The sequence below is a fragment of the Amphritea atlantica genome (genome assembly GCF_024347255.1).
GTDB classification, from domain to species: Bacteria; Pseudomonadota; Gammaproteobacteria; order Pseudomonadales; family Balneatricaceae; genus Amphritea; species Amphritea atlantica.
This window is the reverse complement of the sequence record NZ_AP025284.1, coordinates 433,535-450,214: the sequence shown is the minus strand read 5'-3', so window position 1 is coordinate 450,214 and position 16,680 is coordinate 433,535. Positions and strand designations below refer to the sequence as shown.

12 protein-coding genes are annotated in these 16,680 nt (G+C 54.6%); 2 read left to right on the top strand and 10 right to left on the bottom strand.

Annotated features, from left to right (window positions below; genetic code table 11):
• The first annotated feature begins 175 nt into the window (after positions 1-175).
• Positions 176-2,326 carry a TonB-dependent receptor gene (locus tag OCU43_RS02105; RefSeq protein WP_091355160.1) on the top strand — a complete coding sequence of 717 codons (2,151 nt, stop codon included), beginning with the start codon at positions 176-178 and terminating at the stop codon, positions 2,324-2,326.
• A gap of 144 nt (positions 2,327-2,470) precedes the next feature.
• Here the strand turns inward: OCU43_RS02105 and OCU43_RS02100 are convergent, their stop codons facing one another.
• The 7 genes from OCU43_RS02100 to OCU43_RS02070 form a co-directional block, all read right to left on the bottom strand.
• A complete protein-coding gene (locus OCU43_RS02100; protein WP_091355157.1) occupies positions 2,471-3,568 on the bottom strand; it encodes an NAD(P)-dependent alcohol dehydrogenase in 1,098 nt (365 codons plus the stop codon).
• Positions 3,569-3,596: 28 nt separating this feature from the next.
• On the bottom strand, positions 3,597-4,541 hold the full coding sequence (locus OCU43_RS02095; protein WP_091355155.1) for an alpha/beta hydrolase: 945 nt from the start codon (positions 4,539-4,541) through the stop codon (positions 3,597-3,599).
• Complete coding sequence (locus OCU43_RS02090) at positions 4,534-7,044, bottom strand: efflux RND transporter permease subunit (RefSeq protein ID WP_245756510.1); 2,511 nt, start codon at positions 7,042-7,044, stop codon at positions 4,534-4,536. The genes OCU43_RS02095 and OCU43_RS02090 overlap by 8 nt, the downstream gene beginning before the upstream one ends.
• A gap of 4 nt (positions 7,045-7,048) precedes the next feature.
• The gene (locus OCU43_RS02085; RefSeq protein WP_175483449.1) at positions 7,049-8,167 is read right to left on the bottom strand and encodes a WD40/YVTN/BNR-like repeat-containing protein; all 1,119 of its coding nucleotides are present in this window, start codon (positions 8,165-8,167) and stop codon (positions 7,049-7,051) included.
• An 85-nt stretch (positions 8,168-8,252) separates the two neighbouring features.
• Positions 8,253-9,611, bottom strand: coding sequence for a DUF1329 domain-containing protein (locus OCU43_RS02080; RefSeq protein WP_091355152.1), 1,359 nt, complete (start codon positions 9,609-9,611; stop codon positions 8,253-8,255).
• A gap of 24 nt (positions 9,612-9,635) precedes the next feature.
• Positions 9,636-11,282: a DUF1302 domain-containing protein gene (locus tag OCU43_RS02075; protein WP_091355149.1), complete on the bottom strand. Its 1,647-nt coding sequence runs from the start codon at positions 11,280-11,282 to the stop codon at positions 9,636-9,638.
• 97 nt (positions 11,283-11,379) lie between these two features.
• A complete protein-coding gene (locus tag OCU43_RS02070) occupies positions 11,380-12,861 on the bottom strand; it encodes a benzaldehyde dehydrogenase (RefSeq protein ID WP_091355283.1) in 1,482 nt (493 codons plus the stop codon).
• A 285-nt stretch (positions 12,862-13,146) separates the two neighbouring features.
• Between OCU43_RS02070 and OCU43_RS02065 the strand changes: the two genes are divergently transcribed.
• A complete protein-coding gene (locus OCU43_RS02065; protein ID WP_091355147.1) occupies positions 13,147-14,931 on the top strand; it encodes a sigma-54-dependent Fis family transcriptional regulator in 1,785 nt (594 codons plus the stop codon).
• A 28-nt stretch (positions 14,932-14,959) separates the two neighbouring features.
• Here the strand turns inward: OCU43_RS02065 and OCU43_RS02060 are convergent, their stop codons facing one another.
• The 3 genes from OCU43_RS02060 to OCU43_RS02050 are packed head-to-tail and all read right to left on the bottom strand — an operon-like array spanning position 14,960 to position 16,678.
• Entirely contained in the window at positions 14,960-15,679 is a 720-nt protein-coding gene (locus tag OCU43_RS02060) for a TonB family protein (RefSeq protein WP_175483448.1), read from the bottom strand.
• Positions 15,676-16,077 carry an ExbD/TolR family protein gene (locus tag OCU43_RS02055; RefSeq protein ID WP_091355141.1) on the bottom strand — a complete coding sequence of 134 codons (402 nt, stop codon included), beginning with the start codon at positions 16,075-16,077 and terminating at the stop codon, positions 15,676-15,678. Before OCU43_RS02055 ends, OCU43_RS02060 begins: the two co-directional genes overlap by 4 nt.
• Entirely contained in the window at positions 16,067-16,678 is a 612-nt protein-coding gene (locus OCU43_RS02050; protein ID WP_091355140.1) for a MotA/TolQ/ExbB proton channel family protein, read from the bottom strand. Before OCU43_RS02050 ends, OCU43_RS02055 begins: the two co-directional genes overlap by 11 nt.
• Between the last annotated feature and the right edge of the window lie 2 nt (positions 16,679-16,680).

Below are 16,680 nucleotides of genomic sequence, written 5' to 3'. Positions count from 1 at the left end.
CAGAACATCATACCGCTGGTTTAAACGAAAGTTTAGTTCTGATACATCGATTAACCGCGATTCATCTCGTTAGATGATGAGTGCGGCAGTTTGCCACGCGACAACATGTCACATTGTCACTATCGGTGTAATTGCTTATTTTCCGCGCAGACTAAATTTCTGAACGGACTCCTCTATGAATAACTATCTACCGGACTTTTCCCGCTATCATCTGACAATCATGGTGACCGCCGCACTTACCGGCACCTGCGTGCAGGCGGAAGAGAGTGATACCGAGAAAAGTGCTGCAGACGTTATCACGGTCACCGCCACCCGTACTGAGAGAACCTCAGCTGAAGTACCGGAAAGCATCTCTATTATTGATCAGAAACGGCTGGAACAGGAGAAGATGTTCAATATCGCCGATGCCCTGAAAGGCACGCCCGGCGTCCTGATTCAGTCCACCAGCGGCGGCAGCAGTTCACGACTGATTGTCCGTGGTGCCGGGCTGAAAGCACAATACGGTATCCGCGAAATCATGGTGCTGCGGGACGGAGTGCCGGTCACCGATCCTGATAGCTTTACCCGCATGGACTTTATCGATACCCAGGACATCGAGCAGATCGAGGTCAGCAAAGGTCCGGCGAATATTTATGCAACAGGATCTACCGGTGGCGCCATTCATATCATCTCCAAATCGGTGTTTGATGATCGCCGGGATCAGCTCAGACTGGGGCTTGGCGACGAGGGCACCCGTAATCTGCATCTGCGCAAATCCTGGATGACAGAGGAGGGCAACGCTCTGGCCATTACCGCCTCACACCGGGCGCAGGATAACGACTGGCGGCGCAACAACGAATATGAATCCAATCAGCTAAGTATTAAAGGAGGGATTCTGCCCAGCGATAACTCTGAACTGGAGATGGAACTGAGCATGACCCACTCCGATCTCAACCTGCCGGGCAGTATGGATGAGGCCCAGTTCGCTGAGTTTAAAAAAACCGGCAAACAGACTGACAATGATTCCGCCTTTAAAAACACCGCCCGAAACTCAGAGATCGTCTTTTTTAATAGTCGCCTGAGCGTCGATCTGGGCGACCTGACCTTCAGACCCCGGGTGTATTACAACCAGTGGAGTCACTTTCACCCGGTCACCGGCGTGATCAACGACACTGACGGCGTGGCGATATTCGGCACCGACCTTGAACTGGACTATCGTCATAACCTGATGGGGGAAGATAATCTGGTCAGTGGCGTGACCTTCCGTCAGGACCGTACCGATAACGCACGCAAATATGCCTATGCCGATATCGTCACCGCAGGCCCACGAATTATCAGAACGCTTTCAGACCGCAAAGGAGCACTGCTGGAGATAGAGGATTCAGTCAACACCGTGTACGGTGTATTTTTGCAGGAAAACCTGCGCCCGACAGACCGTCTGTTAATCGATGCGGGTTTCCGCCTGGATCAGATCAAAATAGACCAGGACACCTGGAACAGCGATACCTCTTACAACTATGGCATGGGCGGTTATCTGACCATTCCCGGCAGCGGCGGCGATAGCTCACTCACCCGTACCTTTACCCTGTTTGCCCCCCGTATCGGCAGCAGCTATAAACTGAATGATACCTTCACTCTGTTTGGCAATATCTCTCAGGGGGAACAGGTCCCCTACTCCAGCGAACTGGGCAGCAATGAAGATCTGCGCAGCGCAACCAATACCAGTGTCGAATTTGGCCTGAAAGGACGTACCCATGACTGGCAGTTTGATCTGAGCGCCTATGCCAGCACAGTGGATGACGAAATTATTCAGGTGCGTACCGATGGTGAGACGATCTACCAGAACGCGGGCCGTACTGATAAAAAAGGGATCGAATTCAGCAGCAGTGTCAATGTACTGCAGGATAGCGTGCCCGGCGAACTGCAACTGGGCTTCAACTACGCTTACAGTGATTACAAATATGATGATTTTTCGGAAGTTGTATACGTCATGGGCGTACCGACAAACTTCGACCGCTCCGGCAATCAGCTGCCCTTTATTCCCGAGCACTATTACAGTTTCAGCCTGGACTATAAACATCCGAGCGGGGTTAAACTAAGGCTGCAGGCCGACAGCTGGGGGGAGTATTACCTGGATAACGCTAACACTGAAACCTATGGTGGTTATGATTTTGTCACCAATGCCAATCTTGGCTATGAGACCGGGCCTCACACGCTCAGTCTGAATGTGCAGAACCTGTTTGATAAACGCTATGCTGTGGAGGTTAAAAAAGATACCAGTGGGGACAAATCATACTCGCCGGGTGCACCCCGCAGTGTGATGTTAAGTTATAGCTATCAGTTCTGAGATCTCTGCAGCTACCTATAGAAAAACGTGGTTTAAAATGCAAAAAACACCACCTGCAAAAAACGCAGGTGGTGGGCACGAAAACAATACCTGTTTTCCAATTGCCTACGAAAGTATGGGCTAATTCACTTTCGCTAAGGCATCCTACATTCTGACCACAGGTTTGATGGTGACACCGGACTCTGAATCCGCAATCGCCTCGTTAATCTGCTCAAATGGGTAGAACCTGACCATCTTATCGAAGGGAAATTTACCCTGCTGATAGAGATCGATCAGCTGCGGAATAAAACTGTCTGGATTCGATTCACCTTCAACGATACCGATCAGACGACGACCGCCACTCATAAAGTGCACTTCATCGAGCACAATCTCACTACCCGGAGCTGACGCCCCCAGCACACCACAACAACCCCGTGGAGCCAGGCTCAATACCGCGCCCCTGATCACCGGAGTCAGTCCGGTGGTATCCAGTGCATAGTCGACACCGTAACCGGTGATCTCCATGATTGCAGCGGTCACATCACCGTTAGAGGGATTCAGACTGTGTGTCGCCCCCACCTCTTCGGCAAAGGCCAGTCGCTCATCATTCATATCAACGGCAATAATAGTCGTGGCACCCATCGCATGGGCAGCCATCACCGCTGACAGCCCTACCGAGCCGGTACCAAAGATCGCAATCGACCTACCCGCCTTCACTTGCAACGCATTGATAACCGCACCTGCACCGGTTTGCACGCCACAGGCCAGCGGTCCGAGCAGATCCAGCGATACCGCATCGGTGACTTTGACGATGTTGCGCTCATGGCACAGCGCATGGGTGGCAAACGAGGACTGACCGAAGAAGTTACTCTGGATCACCTCGCCCTCTTTTGACAGCGCCGTCGTGCCATCCTCCCGGGTAGCAAAAAAATTGCGGGGGAAAAACTCATGGCAGTAACTGGGGGCATGTTCCTCACAGCTGGGGCAGCCGCCACAGGAGTTATAGGTCATCACCACATGGTCACCCGGAGCCACTTTGGTCACACTGGCTCCCACCTTTTCAACCACACCGGCCCCCTCATGTCCCAATACCACAGGCATCGGCGTTGGCAGCATGCCATCGCGCACCACGATATCGGTATGACAGACACCGGTCGCCACCACGCGCACCAGAATTTCATCCGCCCGTGGTTCCTCAAGTTCCAGACCTTCCAGAGTCAGTGGCCCATGTACAGTTCGGGCTACAGCCGCTTGAATCTTCATAAATTTCTCCTGTTATTATTATCTCGGTTTACGCAACAGAACTAAAAACCTGCCGCCAGACGGTCGCCACTTCATCAACCGCACGCCCCGCTGCAGCCACCGCACCGGACATGCTGATATAACCGTGCACCAGCTGCGGATACTCAGTCAGGTTGACGGAGTTACCCGCTTGTTTCAGTGCCTCAGCGTACGCCATACCTTCATCCCGCAGCGGATCAAACCCCGCCACCTGAATCAGAGTCGGGGGCAAATCTGATAGTTTTTCAGCTTCCAGCGGTGCAAGCCGAAAATCCACCGGCTCAACACTGCCTGCCAGATAATGCTCCATAAAATAGACCATACTGCGGTTGGTCAGCGTATAGCCCTCACCATATTTTTCATAAGAGTCATACCCGGTATCGGGGCCCGATGCAGTGGGGTAAATAAGGGTTTGCTGGCGGACTGAGGGACCTGCATGATCCCGTGCCAGCAACGCACAGACCGCGGCCAGATTTGCACCAGCGCTATCACCGGCCAACGCAATCTGTCCGGGTGCAACCCCCAGCTCCGACGCTGCATCTGCCAGCCAGCAGAGTGCTGCGTAACTATCTTCGACGGCCGCCGGGTAGGGGTGCTCCGGTGCCAGACGGTAATCCACCTGCACAATCAGACAGCCGGACAACCGGCTTAGCTGACTGACAACACCGTCATAATCCCGGGGGCAGCCCACCACAAAACCGCCACCGTGCAGATAGAGCACCGCGCCAGCCAGTTGATCCTGTCCCTCCGGACGGTAACACCGCAACGCCAGTTCACCGCCGGGGCCGGGTATGCTCAGATCAGAAATATTCACCCCGTCAGCGACGGCAACATCGGTGGCCGCCAGTATCTGGCTGTAAACCTCACGGCCAACCGCGGGGGGCAGATCAGCAAAGTCCGGCGCACCGGCAGCTATCGCCTGTTCCAAAATGCCTTTTATCTGCGGATCAAGCATGGCTGTTTTCCTCAGTTAAAGGCTGGCTTTTGAGACCATCCGGATCATGACTATTGTGCTTCTGCCCTGGCGCACTGCTGCTAACAGGCGGAGCAAGCACCGTAGAACCAAACAGGAAATGCGCCAGCGCCGGCAACAGAATCAACGCTCCCAGCATGTTAAACAGGAACATAAAGGCTAGCAGGATCCCCATATCCGCCTGAAAAAGGATCGGGGAAAACACCCAGGTAGCCACCCCCACCGCCAGGGTTGCCCCGGTCAGCATCACGATCCGACCGGTCTGACGCAACGCCAGCTGATAAGCCTGGGTGACCGTCATGCCGAAGCGCAGTCCCATCAGTAACACAGACAGAACATACAGCGCGTAATCCACACCGATCCCCACCCCCAGCGCAATCACCGGCAGAATCGCCACCTTAACGCCGATTCCCAGTTTGACCATCAGCGCCTGACACATCACCGAGGTCAGCATCAGTGGCAACACCGCCGCCACGACACCACGCCAGGTGCGGAAGGTGATCCAGCAGAGAATAATCACCGCACCGTAGACCATGTACATCATCTGATTCATCGCTTTTTTCACCACGATATTGGTAGCCGCTTCAATACCGGAGTTGCCCGCTGCCAGCATGAAGCGAGCCTCATCATCGCTGTTATCAGCGGCAAATGTCTGCGCGACTTCAACCACACTGTTAAGCGTCGCGGCCTTATGATCCTTGAGATAGACATATACTGATAACAAACTGCAATCCGCATTAAACAGCTCCCGTGGTGCCCGAGCCTGCACCGCTCCCAGCGCTGCATTGTTGGGAATCAACTCCAGCCATTTAAAGTTGCCCTCGTTGTAGCCCACCATCGCATAGCGGGAGAGCCGCGCCATTGAGTTGGTCGATTCAACACCGGGCAGCCGTTCCAGCTGCCCGGTCAGCTCACGGACCTTCGACAAGACTGAGTAATGGGTACAGCTATCCACGGCGGTTTTCACCATCACCACGAAGATATCGGAACTGGCGGCATAGTTATCGGCCATAAAGGCGGTATCCAGGTTATAACGGGAATCTGCCCGCAACTCAGGCGCCCCCGGTTCCAGATCACCGATCTGTAAGCGGCTGCCGACCACCGAACCAAACACCGCCAGTCCGGCCGCCACCGTCAACGCTGTCAACGCCCATTTACGCTCAGTAAACAGGGCAAAGAATTTCCACAACCGTCCGGGCAGTACCTGATGAATTTCACGATCACTGCCGTCATCACCAGCACCAACGCAGTCATGCTCAACCGAGCGCGCAGCTGCCTTAGGTGTGACACCGATATAGGAGAGCAGTACCGGCAACAGCACCAGATTACTGATAATCAGCACCGCCACCCCCAGACTGGCCGCAATCGCCAGCTCGCGGATCACACCGATATCGATCACCAGCAAAACGGCAAAGCCAAAGGCATCGGTAATCAGCGCCGCGATACCGGTGCGGAACAGACGACGGAAGGTATTGCGGGTGGCCACATAGGGCGCCATACCACTACCAATATCGCGCATCACGCCGTTCATCTTCTGCGCACCATGGCTGATACCGATGGCAAAGACCAGAAACGGTACAAGGATCGAATAGGGGTTCAGATCGAAGCCAAACAGCTGCAGCATTCCCAGTTGCCATAGCACCCCGATCAGGGAGCACCCCATCACCAGCAGCGAGCTACGCAGGCAGCGGGTATAGGCAAACAGTACCGCTGTGGCAATCGCCACCGCCAGTACGAAAAACACCAGAACCTGCTGCATCCCTTCGATCAGATCACCGACAATCTTGGCAAAACCGGTGATATGAATCTCAATATTATCGCTCTGGTACCTGGTTCTGATCTGCTCCAGTTGACGGGACAGTTGACCGTAATCCAGGGGTTCGCCGGTGCGAGGATCTTTATCCAGCAACGGCACATAGACAATACTGGAGCGGAAATTAGCTGACACCAGCTGGCCGATCTCACCGGAGCGCTGCACATTCAGGCGAACCTGTTCCAGACTCGCGGCAGAACCATCAAAATTACCAGGAATCACCGTACCGCCATCCATGCCCTCTTCGGTGACGGCGATCCAGCGGGTACTGGGGGTCCACAGCGACTTCAGATAGGGACGATCAACCCCTGGCAACAGGTAGAGTTCATCATTGATCTGCTGCAGTGTTTGCAGATACTGCTGATCGTAGATAGTCCCCTGTTTAACACCGACAGCAACCCGCAGAGAGTTCCCCAGCCCGGCCAGACTGGAACGGTTGGCAAGAAAATTGGTAATAAACGGATGTCCGGTGGGGATCATCTTTTCAAAGCTGGCATTCAGTCCCAACTGAGATGCCTGCCAGCCCAGCCCGATACTGATGATCAGGCAAAATACCAACACCAGCCGGCGCTGATTAAACACCAGTCGCTCAATAAACGATCCGGAATGGGGATCGAACGCTTCCGGCTGCGAGCTCGCTGCAGCGGTTTTTATATTATTCGCACTATTCACAACGCTATTCCTTCACACTGCCGGACGTACTATCCCTGGCAATACGCCCGGGCAGATCAAATCGATGAACACCGGCCAGACTGGCAACAATGGCCGCCCCGTCAGCCGACTGAACAACATCCGCTAACGGCAACGCTGGCAGATCCGCTACCGGCGCAAAACCGCTGTCATTCCGGTTAACCAGCAGCGAGCCACTCTGACTCACCACCAGCAGCCGCCCATCCGCCAGCATCGACGCCGCACTGAGTGCAACCTCTTCCCGGGTATCAAGCTGAGTCCAGCTGTCACCATTGTCGACTGAACGGAACAGGTGCCCCCGCAGGCCATAGACGACAAACGCCCCATCCGGCTCAGCGATAATACCGAAAAAGCTGCCATCATAAGGCGAGTCGAGCGCTTCAAAATGTTCTCCGGCATCACGGGAACGCAGCAGAGTCCCCTGCTCTCCGGCCATCATCAGCACCCCATCCGCCTCGGCCATACCATACAGATGCAGCCCCATCGGGTTATCAACCCGACTCAGCCACGGCTGCCAGCTCTGACCACCATCATGGGTACGATAGATGAGGTTGTAGGCACCGAAAACAAAGCCGTTGAGGGCATCAGTGAAATGCAGATTGAGAAAGGGTTTATCAGGGCCATCATCGATTAAGCGGCGCGCTTCACGCAGCTCACGCTCATCGCCACCGCGCAGCTGAACATCCGCTAACAATAACTGTGCCGCCTGAATCCCATCCAGTTGTTTTTGCCAGGTTTCACCGCCATCCGTGGTCGCCAGCACCACGCCATAGTGGCCGACAATCCAGCCATGACGGGAGTCGACAAACTGCACCTCAGTTAGCGCGGCAGACACCGGCGACACGATCTGATTCCAGTGCTGACCGTTATCGTCCGATAACAGAATAATGCCCTCTTCACCCACAGCCACCAGCCGCTGACCCGCCCGTGCAACCGACAATATGGTTTTATGCACTGACTGAGCAGTGATCTGTGCCGGCTTGTCCAGCGCAGTAAATCCGGTTTCAGCGGCAGCCACAGCGGTCCAGCTTTGCCCGGCCATCAGCAACAGCAGGCAACCTCCCGCCAGCCGGTTTCTTAATGTTGAATTGGAAAATACGACCATCAGAAAACTCCTGATCATCGCCTGAGATCAGCTGCTGTGGTTTACAGCAGCCGTCAGGCAACGATCAAATACGGATTGCGAGATATTAGCGAGCCCCCTGGTTGGCCAGTTCTACCGGACTCCAGGTGCCTTCAGATATCGGTTCACGCACCCGGTAATGTGGGGTACCACCATTCATGGCAGCGTTCAGATAGTACGCGCCGGTTTGCAGGTCATACCCCCCCCACATCACATTAGTCACCAATGCTGGCAGTTCGGGCACCAGATAGGTCAGTGAGTAGTTCATGCGCCACAGATCACCTTTAGCATCCCAGCCATCAAACAGGACAATTTTCCAGCTGTCTTCGTCGACATAATAGGTACGCTTCGGTACGGTGTGACGCATGCCGTCTTTCAGTTCAGCATCTACCACCCAGACCCGATGCAGTTCCCAGCGGACATTCTCCGGATTGAGAAAATGCTCACCCATCAGCTCATCAATACTCACCTGCGCGGCACGGTTATTGTTGTAAGGGATAAAGAGCTCTTTTTTGCCCAGCAACTTATAGTGATGGCGATCAATAGGGCCAAACATCATAAAGGCCTCATCAAACAAGCCGACCCCCGAGGTGACGAAATCGGGAGTATCATAGGCAACAGATGGCGCTTTACGCACCCGGCGCTGCCCCACCAGATACTGCCAGATAGCGCGTTTTTTCCCGGCGATTGACGGGTCATGAACCAGGATTGCTTCGCCGGCCTTAGACGCCGGACCGGTCACAATAAAACGCCCTAACTGGTTTACACCGCTATAGTCGGCAGCGTCCCCCTCCTTGTAATAGTAAGGAAACTGCATCAACTCATCACCTTCACTGGCCAGCGAGCGATGCCCATCGGCAGTCACAATATAGGTTTTCATCGCATACTCGACCGATTCTCCCGACCAGCCTAAGCGATGATTCCACATCACCTCGGCACCGGTTTTTGGAATCGGGAACGGGATGCCACCATAAGCACCACTGACGGAGGTTTCATCCGCTGCCAGTTCCGCGCGGGTGGCATTCTTTTCGGTATTGCTATAAACCCATTCAGGTGCCGCTGCCGAACGATGGGTGGGATAGATATTCATGCGAAAATCAGGATTTTTGGCAAACAGGGCTTTGACGCCATCACTCAACTGATCACTGTATTGCGCCAGATTTGCAGCTGTAATGGTAAACAGCGGTTTATCACTGGCAAATGGATCAGGACGTACCTCACCACTTTTATAACCGGCCGCCACGGTGGTATAGCCACCTTTCCACTCGGGAATGGTGCCCGCAGCATTGCCTGATTTTTCCGCCCCCAGTGGCGTCAGCGTAGTGTTAAGTTGTGCTGCCGTCTGGGCATCAACAGCGGCCAGCGAGAGTTGTGAGGTCAGTGCCAGAGCAACCCCTGTCACCAGTGCTTTAAGTGTATTTTTCATTATTTTTATCTCCACTGAATTCGGTTAGAAACTGCGCTGAATATACAGCGACACAAAATCCCGGTCGGCACGGGTCTGTTTAAATGAAAGCGCCGGAGCCGGGTTGTTCTGCGGCGTTACGAAGCTGAACTCGTCGCCGAGAAAACGCACATAACTGGCTCCCAGTTTCCAGGTGTTCTGGTAGGTTCCGTTAACCCCCAGAGAGAAATCACCGCCGTAAGAGGCACCACCATTCATATTGGCAACCGCGCCGGAACGCCCGGCAAAGTTGTATCCAAGGCCGACAGGCACTTCGACATCCAGACCTGGCAATACCTGAAAGTAGGCTGGCGAAAAGATCATCCGCATCGCCCAGGCGTCGCGGGTACTGTTAGGATCCAGCGCATTCGGATTCTTATCGACCGACACCACCCGGTTCCACGCCAGCTCACCCAGCAATGCACCGCCATCCCATAGGGAACTTGGCTGCAATACATAGATACCGGAAAGGTTGGCATGGGCGGTCTTACCCACCGCATAAAGAATGTTGTTATCGTTATCGGCGGTCTGGCCGACGGAGATCTGCGGATCACTGTTGAGCGGGGCGTTAGTGCGCATCGATGCTTCCGCCGCGATATTCAGCTGACCAATGGAGGTAGTCGCACTGGCGCCAAAGGTGTCAATATCCTGACCATAGACGGTGCGGATAGTCCCCCCGACCGGGTCAAAATAGAAGCCCGACGGCGTCTTGGCGTGATAGCGGGCATAGTAAAGACCATACTCAAAATCACTCTCTTCCGGGGCGATACGCAGTTTCAGACCACCCTGACCGGAATCATCCGGTTCGACATCTGAGATATGATTCCAGACAACCCCGGGACCGGCGATCAGTGATTCAGTACCGGGACCGGCCCAGTCAATATTGGACAGATAGCTGCCGACACCCGGCAGACGGGTCTCTTCCCAGCCGAACTGGTAGTAACCGCCCAAAGACAGTTCCGGACTGATCTGCAAGGTGCCAGACAACTGGTTAACCGGCCGCAACACCTCTTTAAACTGTGTGCTCGGTACGCTTAACAGTTTGATCAGATCGATGGGGCCCTGAGCATCAGCGATACCGTTGGCACCAAAGAAAAGCGTTTCACCGTATACCAGTGAGTGGCGTCCCAGACGCAGGTTGCTGCGCATATCACCGAGGTCAAAGTTACCGTAGACAAACGCATCCAGCAGCTCGGCCTTACGTCCATGCACATCGCGGGTTTCGTCGGTGAACTTGTTGTTTTTGACGCTGGTGGCATTATTGGTAAACGGCGAGTCGTTATCGTTGCTCTGGTTATACACCGAGTCATACCAGGCAGCGCCACTCACCCTTACTCCATAATCTTTATAACGGGCATCCAGTTCGGTCAGCCAGTCGAGTCTGTTGGATATTAGCCCTTTATCGAAGTTGCGGTCACCATCATCATAGTTAACATCGGCCAGCAGAGAGTCTGACTTGTCTTCCACCCTGAATGCCGCACTGTATTTAAAGGTGTTATCCCAGCGCAGTCTGATATCAGGATTACCGGTATCAATTTTATACGCCAGTGCCTCTGGAACGCATAGAACCGTTGCCAGTGAAATGGCAACCGTCAGGGGCTTTAATGACGTTCTTGTCAGGGGCAAGGATTTTAAGCGGGAGTTGTTATTCATATTTTATTCCTTCGCTTTGAATTAAACGTTGTTATGCGGCTGAGAGACTGATCGTCGGCAGCGCTGCAAAAAATATTGGTTAATCGATCAGAACACCTCAGAATGGATAGGCCGGCGGGGTATCTTTCACGGTAACCCACTGCCACTGGCAGAACTCATCCCAGTCAGCCGGTCCGCCGATGCTGCCACCATTGCCGGAAGCGCCGCGACCACCAAAGGGATTGATGCACTCATCATTCACGGTCTGATCATTGATATGCACCATGCCGGCGTGCAGACGCTCGCCGATCGCTGTCGCCCGACCGACTGAGCGACAGATCACCGCTGCGGCCAGACCATACTCAGTATCATTGGCGATACGGATCGCTTCCTCGTCGTCGCGATAGGTAATGATGCTGGCAACCGGACCAAAGAACTCCTCGCTATAGGCGCGCATCCCCGGTTTGACGCCCGACAGAACTGTCGGCTGATAATAGGGTCCTTCGCACTCGCCACCCGCTTCCAGGATTGCTCCGGCAGCCACACTCTCTTTGACGATGGCGTCAACCCGCTCCAACTGAGCACGGTTGATAATCGGTCCCATGGCCACGTTACCATCGGTTGGATTGCCAAAAGGCAGGTGAGCAGCTTTAGCCACCAGCCGTTCTGTCAATTGCGCTGCAATCGATTCATGAACAATGATCCGTCCCGATGCCATGCAGATCTGCCCCTGATGGAACCAGGCGCCCCAGGCTGCATTGCTGGCGGCCAGATCAAGATCGACATCCTCGGTGATGATCAGCGGGCTTTTCCCCCCCAGCTCCAGCATCACTTTTTTCAGATGGCGTCCGGCCAGCTCACCGATTCTGCGGCCAACCGGAGTGGATCCGGTAAAGGCGATCATGCGCACATGGGGATCAGTACACAGCGCTTCACCGGCATCCGCCCCCCCAGGAATCACGTGCAGAAGGCCTTTTGGCAGCCCTGCCTGTTCCAGCGCCCGGGCGATGATAAAACCACCGCTGACCGGCGTACGAGGATCAGGCTTGAGCACCACAGCATTCCCCGCCGCCAACGCAGGGGCGACAGCACGAATAGACAGTATCAGCGGAAAATTAAACGGTGAGATGACACCGATAACCCCTAAGGGTTGGCGCTTGGCATAAGATAGAGTGCCCGACGCCGAAGGCAGCACCAGGCCATGATCCGGATCAAGCAGCATCGCCGCCGAACGCCGCAGAATCACCACAGCCTCGCGCACCTCATGCTCGCCCTTGGCAAAGATGCCGCCGGTTTCCCGGGCGATCCAGTCTTTTGCGGCATTGAAATCCTGTTGCAGAGCCTCAGCCGCACGAAAAAAGATATCGGCCCGTTCACGACAGGACATTTTCACCCACTCAGCCTGAGCCTCAGCAGCACTTCGCGCCGCTATGGCGATATCTGAGGCATCGCCCATACCGGTACGGGTCAGTGCTTCCCCGGTGGCCGGTTCAGTGACGACGACACTACCTCCCTGCGCAACCTTCCAGCTACCATCGAATATCCGACCCTCCCAGAGGGATGGATCCAACAGACCTGAATCACCTTCTACAATTGACACAATAGAACCTCCAGCGTGTTGTCCGCCCCAATACAGATGGGATGAACTTTTTTTATTGTTAATCTGATAGAGCAACCGCTGTGCCAGATGTCACAACAACACTGTTTATTGCAACGCAACATCGACTGAACAGTTAAAAAGAGAAGGTTTTCACAGAACAATTTTTCTTTAGCTAATTGCAGCGCACAAAAATTATTTGTCCACTCAACAATTGATAAGATTGTTAAACACAGCAAAACGACTTAATATTTTTGTTAAAAATTACAATAAACATGAGTAAAGCCGATGCCCATCCCTGATCCGAACGGTTTGTCACAAACTCACGAGCTGCCCGCAGGTGACAGCGACAATCTCACTGAAGATTCAGGCCTGAATTTTGGCCAGCTGTCTGAATATCTGCACTTCTCCCCCAAAGACGGACGTATCTGGCTGGATGGCCAGCGGATGGTGCTGATGCACAACTCGTCCCTGGGCAGCCTGCGCCGTGAACTGATTGAACGACTGGGGATTGAGCGGGCACGGGGACTGCTGACCCGGTCGGGCTACAGCTCCGGCGTCCGGGATGCACAGCTGGTGCGCGAACGCTGGCCCGATGCTGATCCGGAAGCGATCTTCTTTGCTGGCACGCAACTGCACTCTCTGGAGGGCGTGGTGCAGGTGGAAACCATCCATTTTGAGTTCGACCCCCATCAGGGAACCTATGATGGCGAGTTTCTCTGGCACCACTCCAGTGAAGATGATGAACATATCGCCGCCTATGGTATCGGTACCGAACCGGCGTGCTGGATGCAGCTGGGTTATGCCATGGGTTACGTGACCACACTGCTGGGACGACTGACCGTATTCCGCGAGGTCGAGTGCCGCTCAATGGGCCATGCCACCTGCCGGGTGATCGGCAGAACTATAGAACTATGGGGCGATGTCGAAGAGGATCTGCGTTATCTGAATGCTGAAGATTTTGTCAGTCAGAATAATGCCGGTTTAAGCTCAGGCAATCTTCCGGCGGCGGCACCGCTGCCGGTGCCAGGTACGGACCTGCCGGTTCTGGGAGATCGACAGTTAATCGGTATCTCTTCCGCCTTTATCGCCGCCTGTCATATGCTCAAACGGGTCGCCAGCACCCGGGCCACGGTATTATTTACCGGTGAATCGGGGGTGGGTAAAGAGCTGTTTGCCCGTATGCTGCATGAGATCGGCAGCCGTAAAGATGAACCTTTTATCGCGATAAACTGCGCGGCTATTCCCGACACCCTGATCGAGTCAGAACTATTCGGTGTTGACCGGGGGGCTTTTACCGGAGCCACAACATCCCGCCCAGGGCGCTTCGAGCGCGCCCACGGTGGCACCCTGTTTCTTGATGAGATCGGTACACTCAGCCCCAGCTCCCAGGGCAAACTGCTTCGGGTACTGCAGGAGGGGGTGTTGGAACGGGTCGGTGGGACCAGTCTGATCAGCGTCGATGTCCGGGTGGTCGCCGCCACCAACGTCGAACTGAGGGATGCGGTCACCAAAGGAGAGTTCCGCGAGGATCTGTTTTTCCGCCTGAATGTATTCCCGATACTGTTACCGCCATTGCGGGAGCGGCGAGATGATATTCCGCTGTTGCTGTCCCACTTTCTTGAACACTACAACCTGCAACATGGGCGAAGCATACGTGGCTTTACCCTGAAAGCGATGCGGGCACTGCTGAACTACCGTTTTCCCGGCAATATTCGTGAGCTGCAGAATCTTGTCGAGCGGGGGGTGATCGCCGCCGAGGATCATTCACTCATCGACCTGTCTCACCTGTTCCGGGATGAAGAAACCACCCGGGCGTTGCTCTTCACCATCAGTAGCGAGGGCGAATTAAGTCCGGAAAGCGAAGAGTCGGCGCTGGAACAGTTTCGCCGTTTCGCCCCGGCTAACGCTGCCGGCCCGTCACTCGATAAACTGGAAGCCAGGCTGGTCAGCGAAGCGGTCGCTCAGGCAGACGGCAATTTGTCAGCAGCCGCACGACTCCTGGGGCTAACCCGTTCCCGACTGGCTTACCGTATGAAAAAGATCAATGAGAGCAACCAGGAGTCCGGGTAACCTGTCCCGTTCTATTGGCTATCCTCAATTACAGCAGCTTATATTCCAGTGCCAATCGATAACTGAATGCCCCCTGCCCCTCCGGCAGGGGCAGCGGCAGTGATCGTTTAATCGCATCCAGTGTTGCCTTATAAAACAGCCGGTTACCCTCCAGCCACTCAAAGCTCTCCAGTGCGCCATGGCGATCCAGTGATAGTTTGAAGCTCACCCGCCCCTCAATACCCCGGGACTGTGCCCGCCTGGGGTAGCGCTTATGCTGGTCGATACGCTGTACCAGCAAGGCCAGAAAACGCTGATATTGCTGCTCAGCACTGATCACCGGAGCGACCGGTTGCGTGCTGCTAACCGGGTTGTTTATGGGCACCGCGGGCTGCTCTTTGTGTGGCTCAGGCCCGGGGACAGGTTCTGGCTTCGGTTCTGGCTTCGGTTCTGGCTTCGGTTTGGGCTTCGGTTTGGGCTTCGGTTTGGGCTTCGGTTTGGGCTTGGGCTTGGGCTTTGGCTTTGGCTTAGGTTCTGGCCTGGGCTCTACAGGTGGGACTGTTTCCTGAGGCTGAGGTTCAGAGACTGTTGGCTGGGGCACCGCAGCGGCTAACGTTACCGGCTGATAACTGATAGGCAGGGCCGCAGCAACACTCAACTCCGGCTGTTGTAATTGCTGCCAGATAACAGCATGCACCCCACCGGACAGTATCAAACCCGCTAACAGAAAACCGCCAGCACGGCGAGGTGGCTCAGGCTTCAGACTCATTCTTCCCGGGTGGCGATTTCAAGGTTATTAATGTGTAGCAAGCGGGCGGCATCCAGCAGCTTCACCACCCGGTTAAAAGAGACCTGACTATCCGCTTTAACACGCAGCAGTCGTTCCGGGTGATCGCTGAACAGACTCTGTAAACGTGATTCCAGCAGTTGCCCATGAACCACTTCTGAATTGATATAGAATGTGCCCGCTGCATCGATCATCACCACCACCGGCTCCGCTTCTTTAACCTCCTCGGCACTGGACGCTTCCGGGAGCGTCAGTTCAATCTGTTTTTCATCCACAAAATGAGCGGTCAGCATAAAGAACACCAGCAGCAAAAATACAATATCGATCAGTGGTGTCAGGTTGAGCGTAATCAGACTATGGGCAGGGGACTTATAGGACATCCGCAACACTCTCCCACTCTTCCAGCTCCTCATCGTCTGCAATATCAACGCTCTCAGAGCGATTCAGCACCAGCGCCGCAGCCTGATGCAGATGCCAGTGATAACGGCCTAAAGCAGACTCCAGAAAGTGCAGCAAAATCAACAGCGGTATCGCCACAGACAACCCCACACCAGTGGTGAGCATCGCTTCCCAGATCCCCCCGGCCAGCGCCATCGCATCCACTTTACCACCGGCATCCTCAATCACCTGAAACGCCTTGATCATCCCGGTTATCGTCCCCAACAGCCCCAGCAGAGGAGCCGTATTGGCCAAGACCGCGACGGTTTTCAGCCCCGACTCAAAGGGCTTCATCTCGGCCTGAATCAGATGGGCCGCGGTGGCACGCAGTTCAGGGCTATGACCCTGTACCCGCAACACAGAACGTAGCTGATCAACAATTCTTTTCTCTGCACCGGCATGCCATCTTTGCGGCGAAATAGTCAGGTCACTTCGACGGGTAAACAGAAGTTGCAGATAGCGGCTGGCAATAATCGTCAGACCCAGCACAGAATACGCGACCAGAATCCAGATAACCGGACCACCCTTTTCAATCCACAACATAG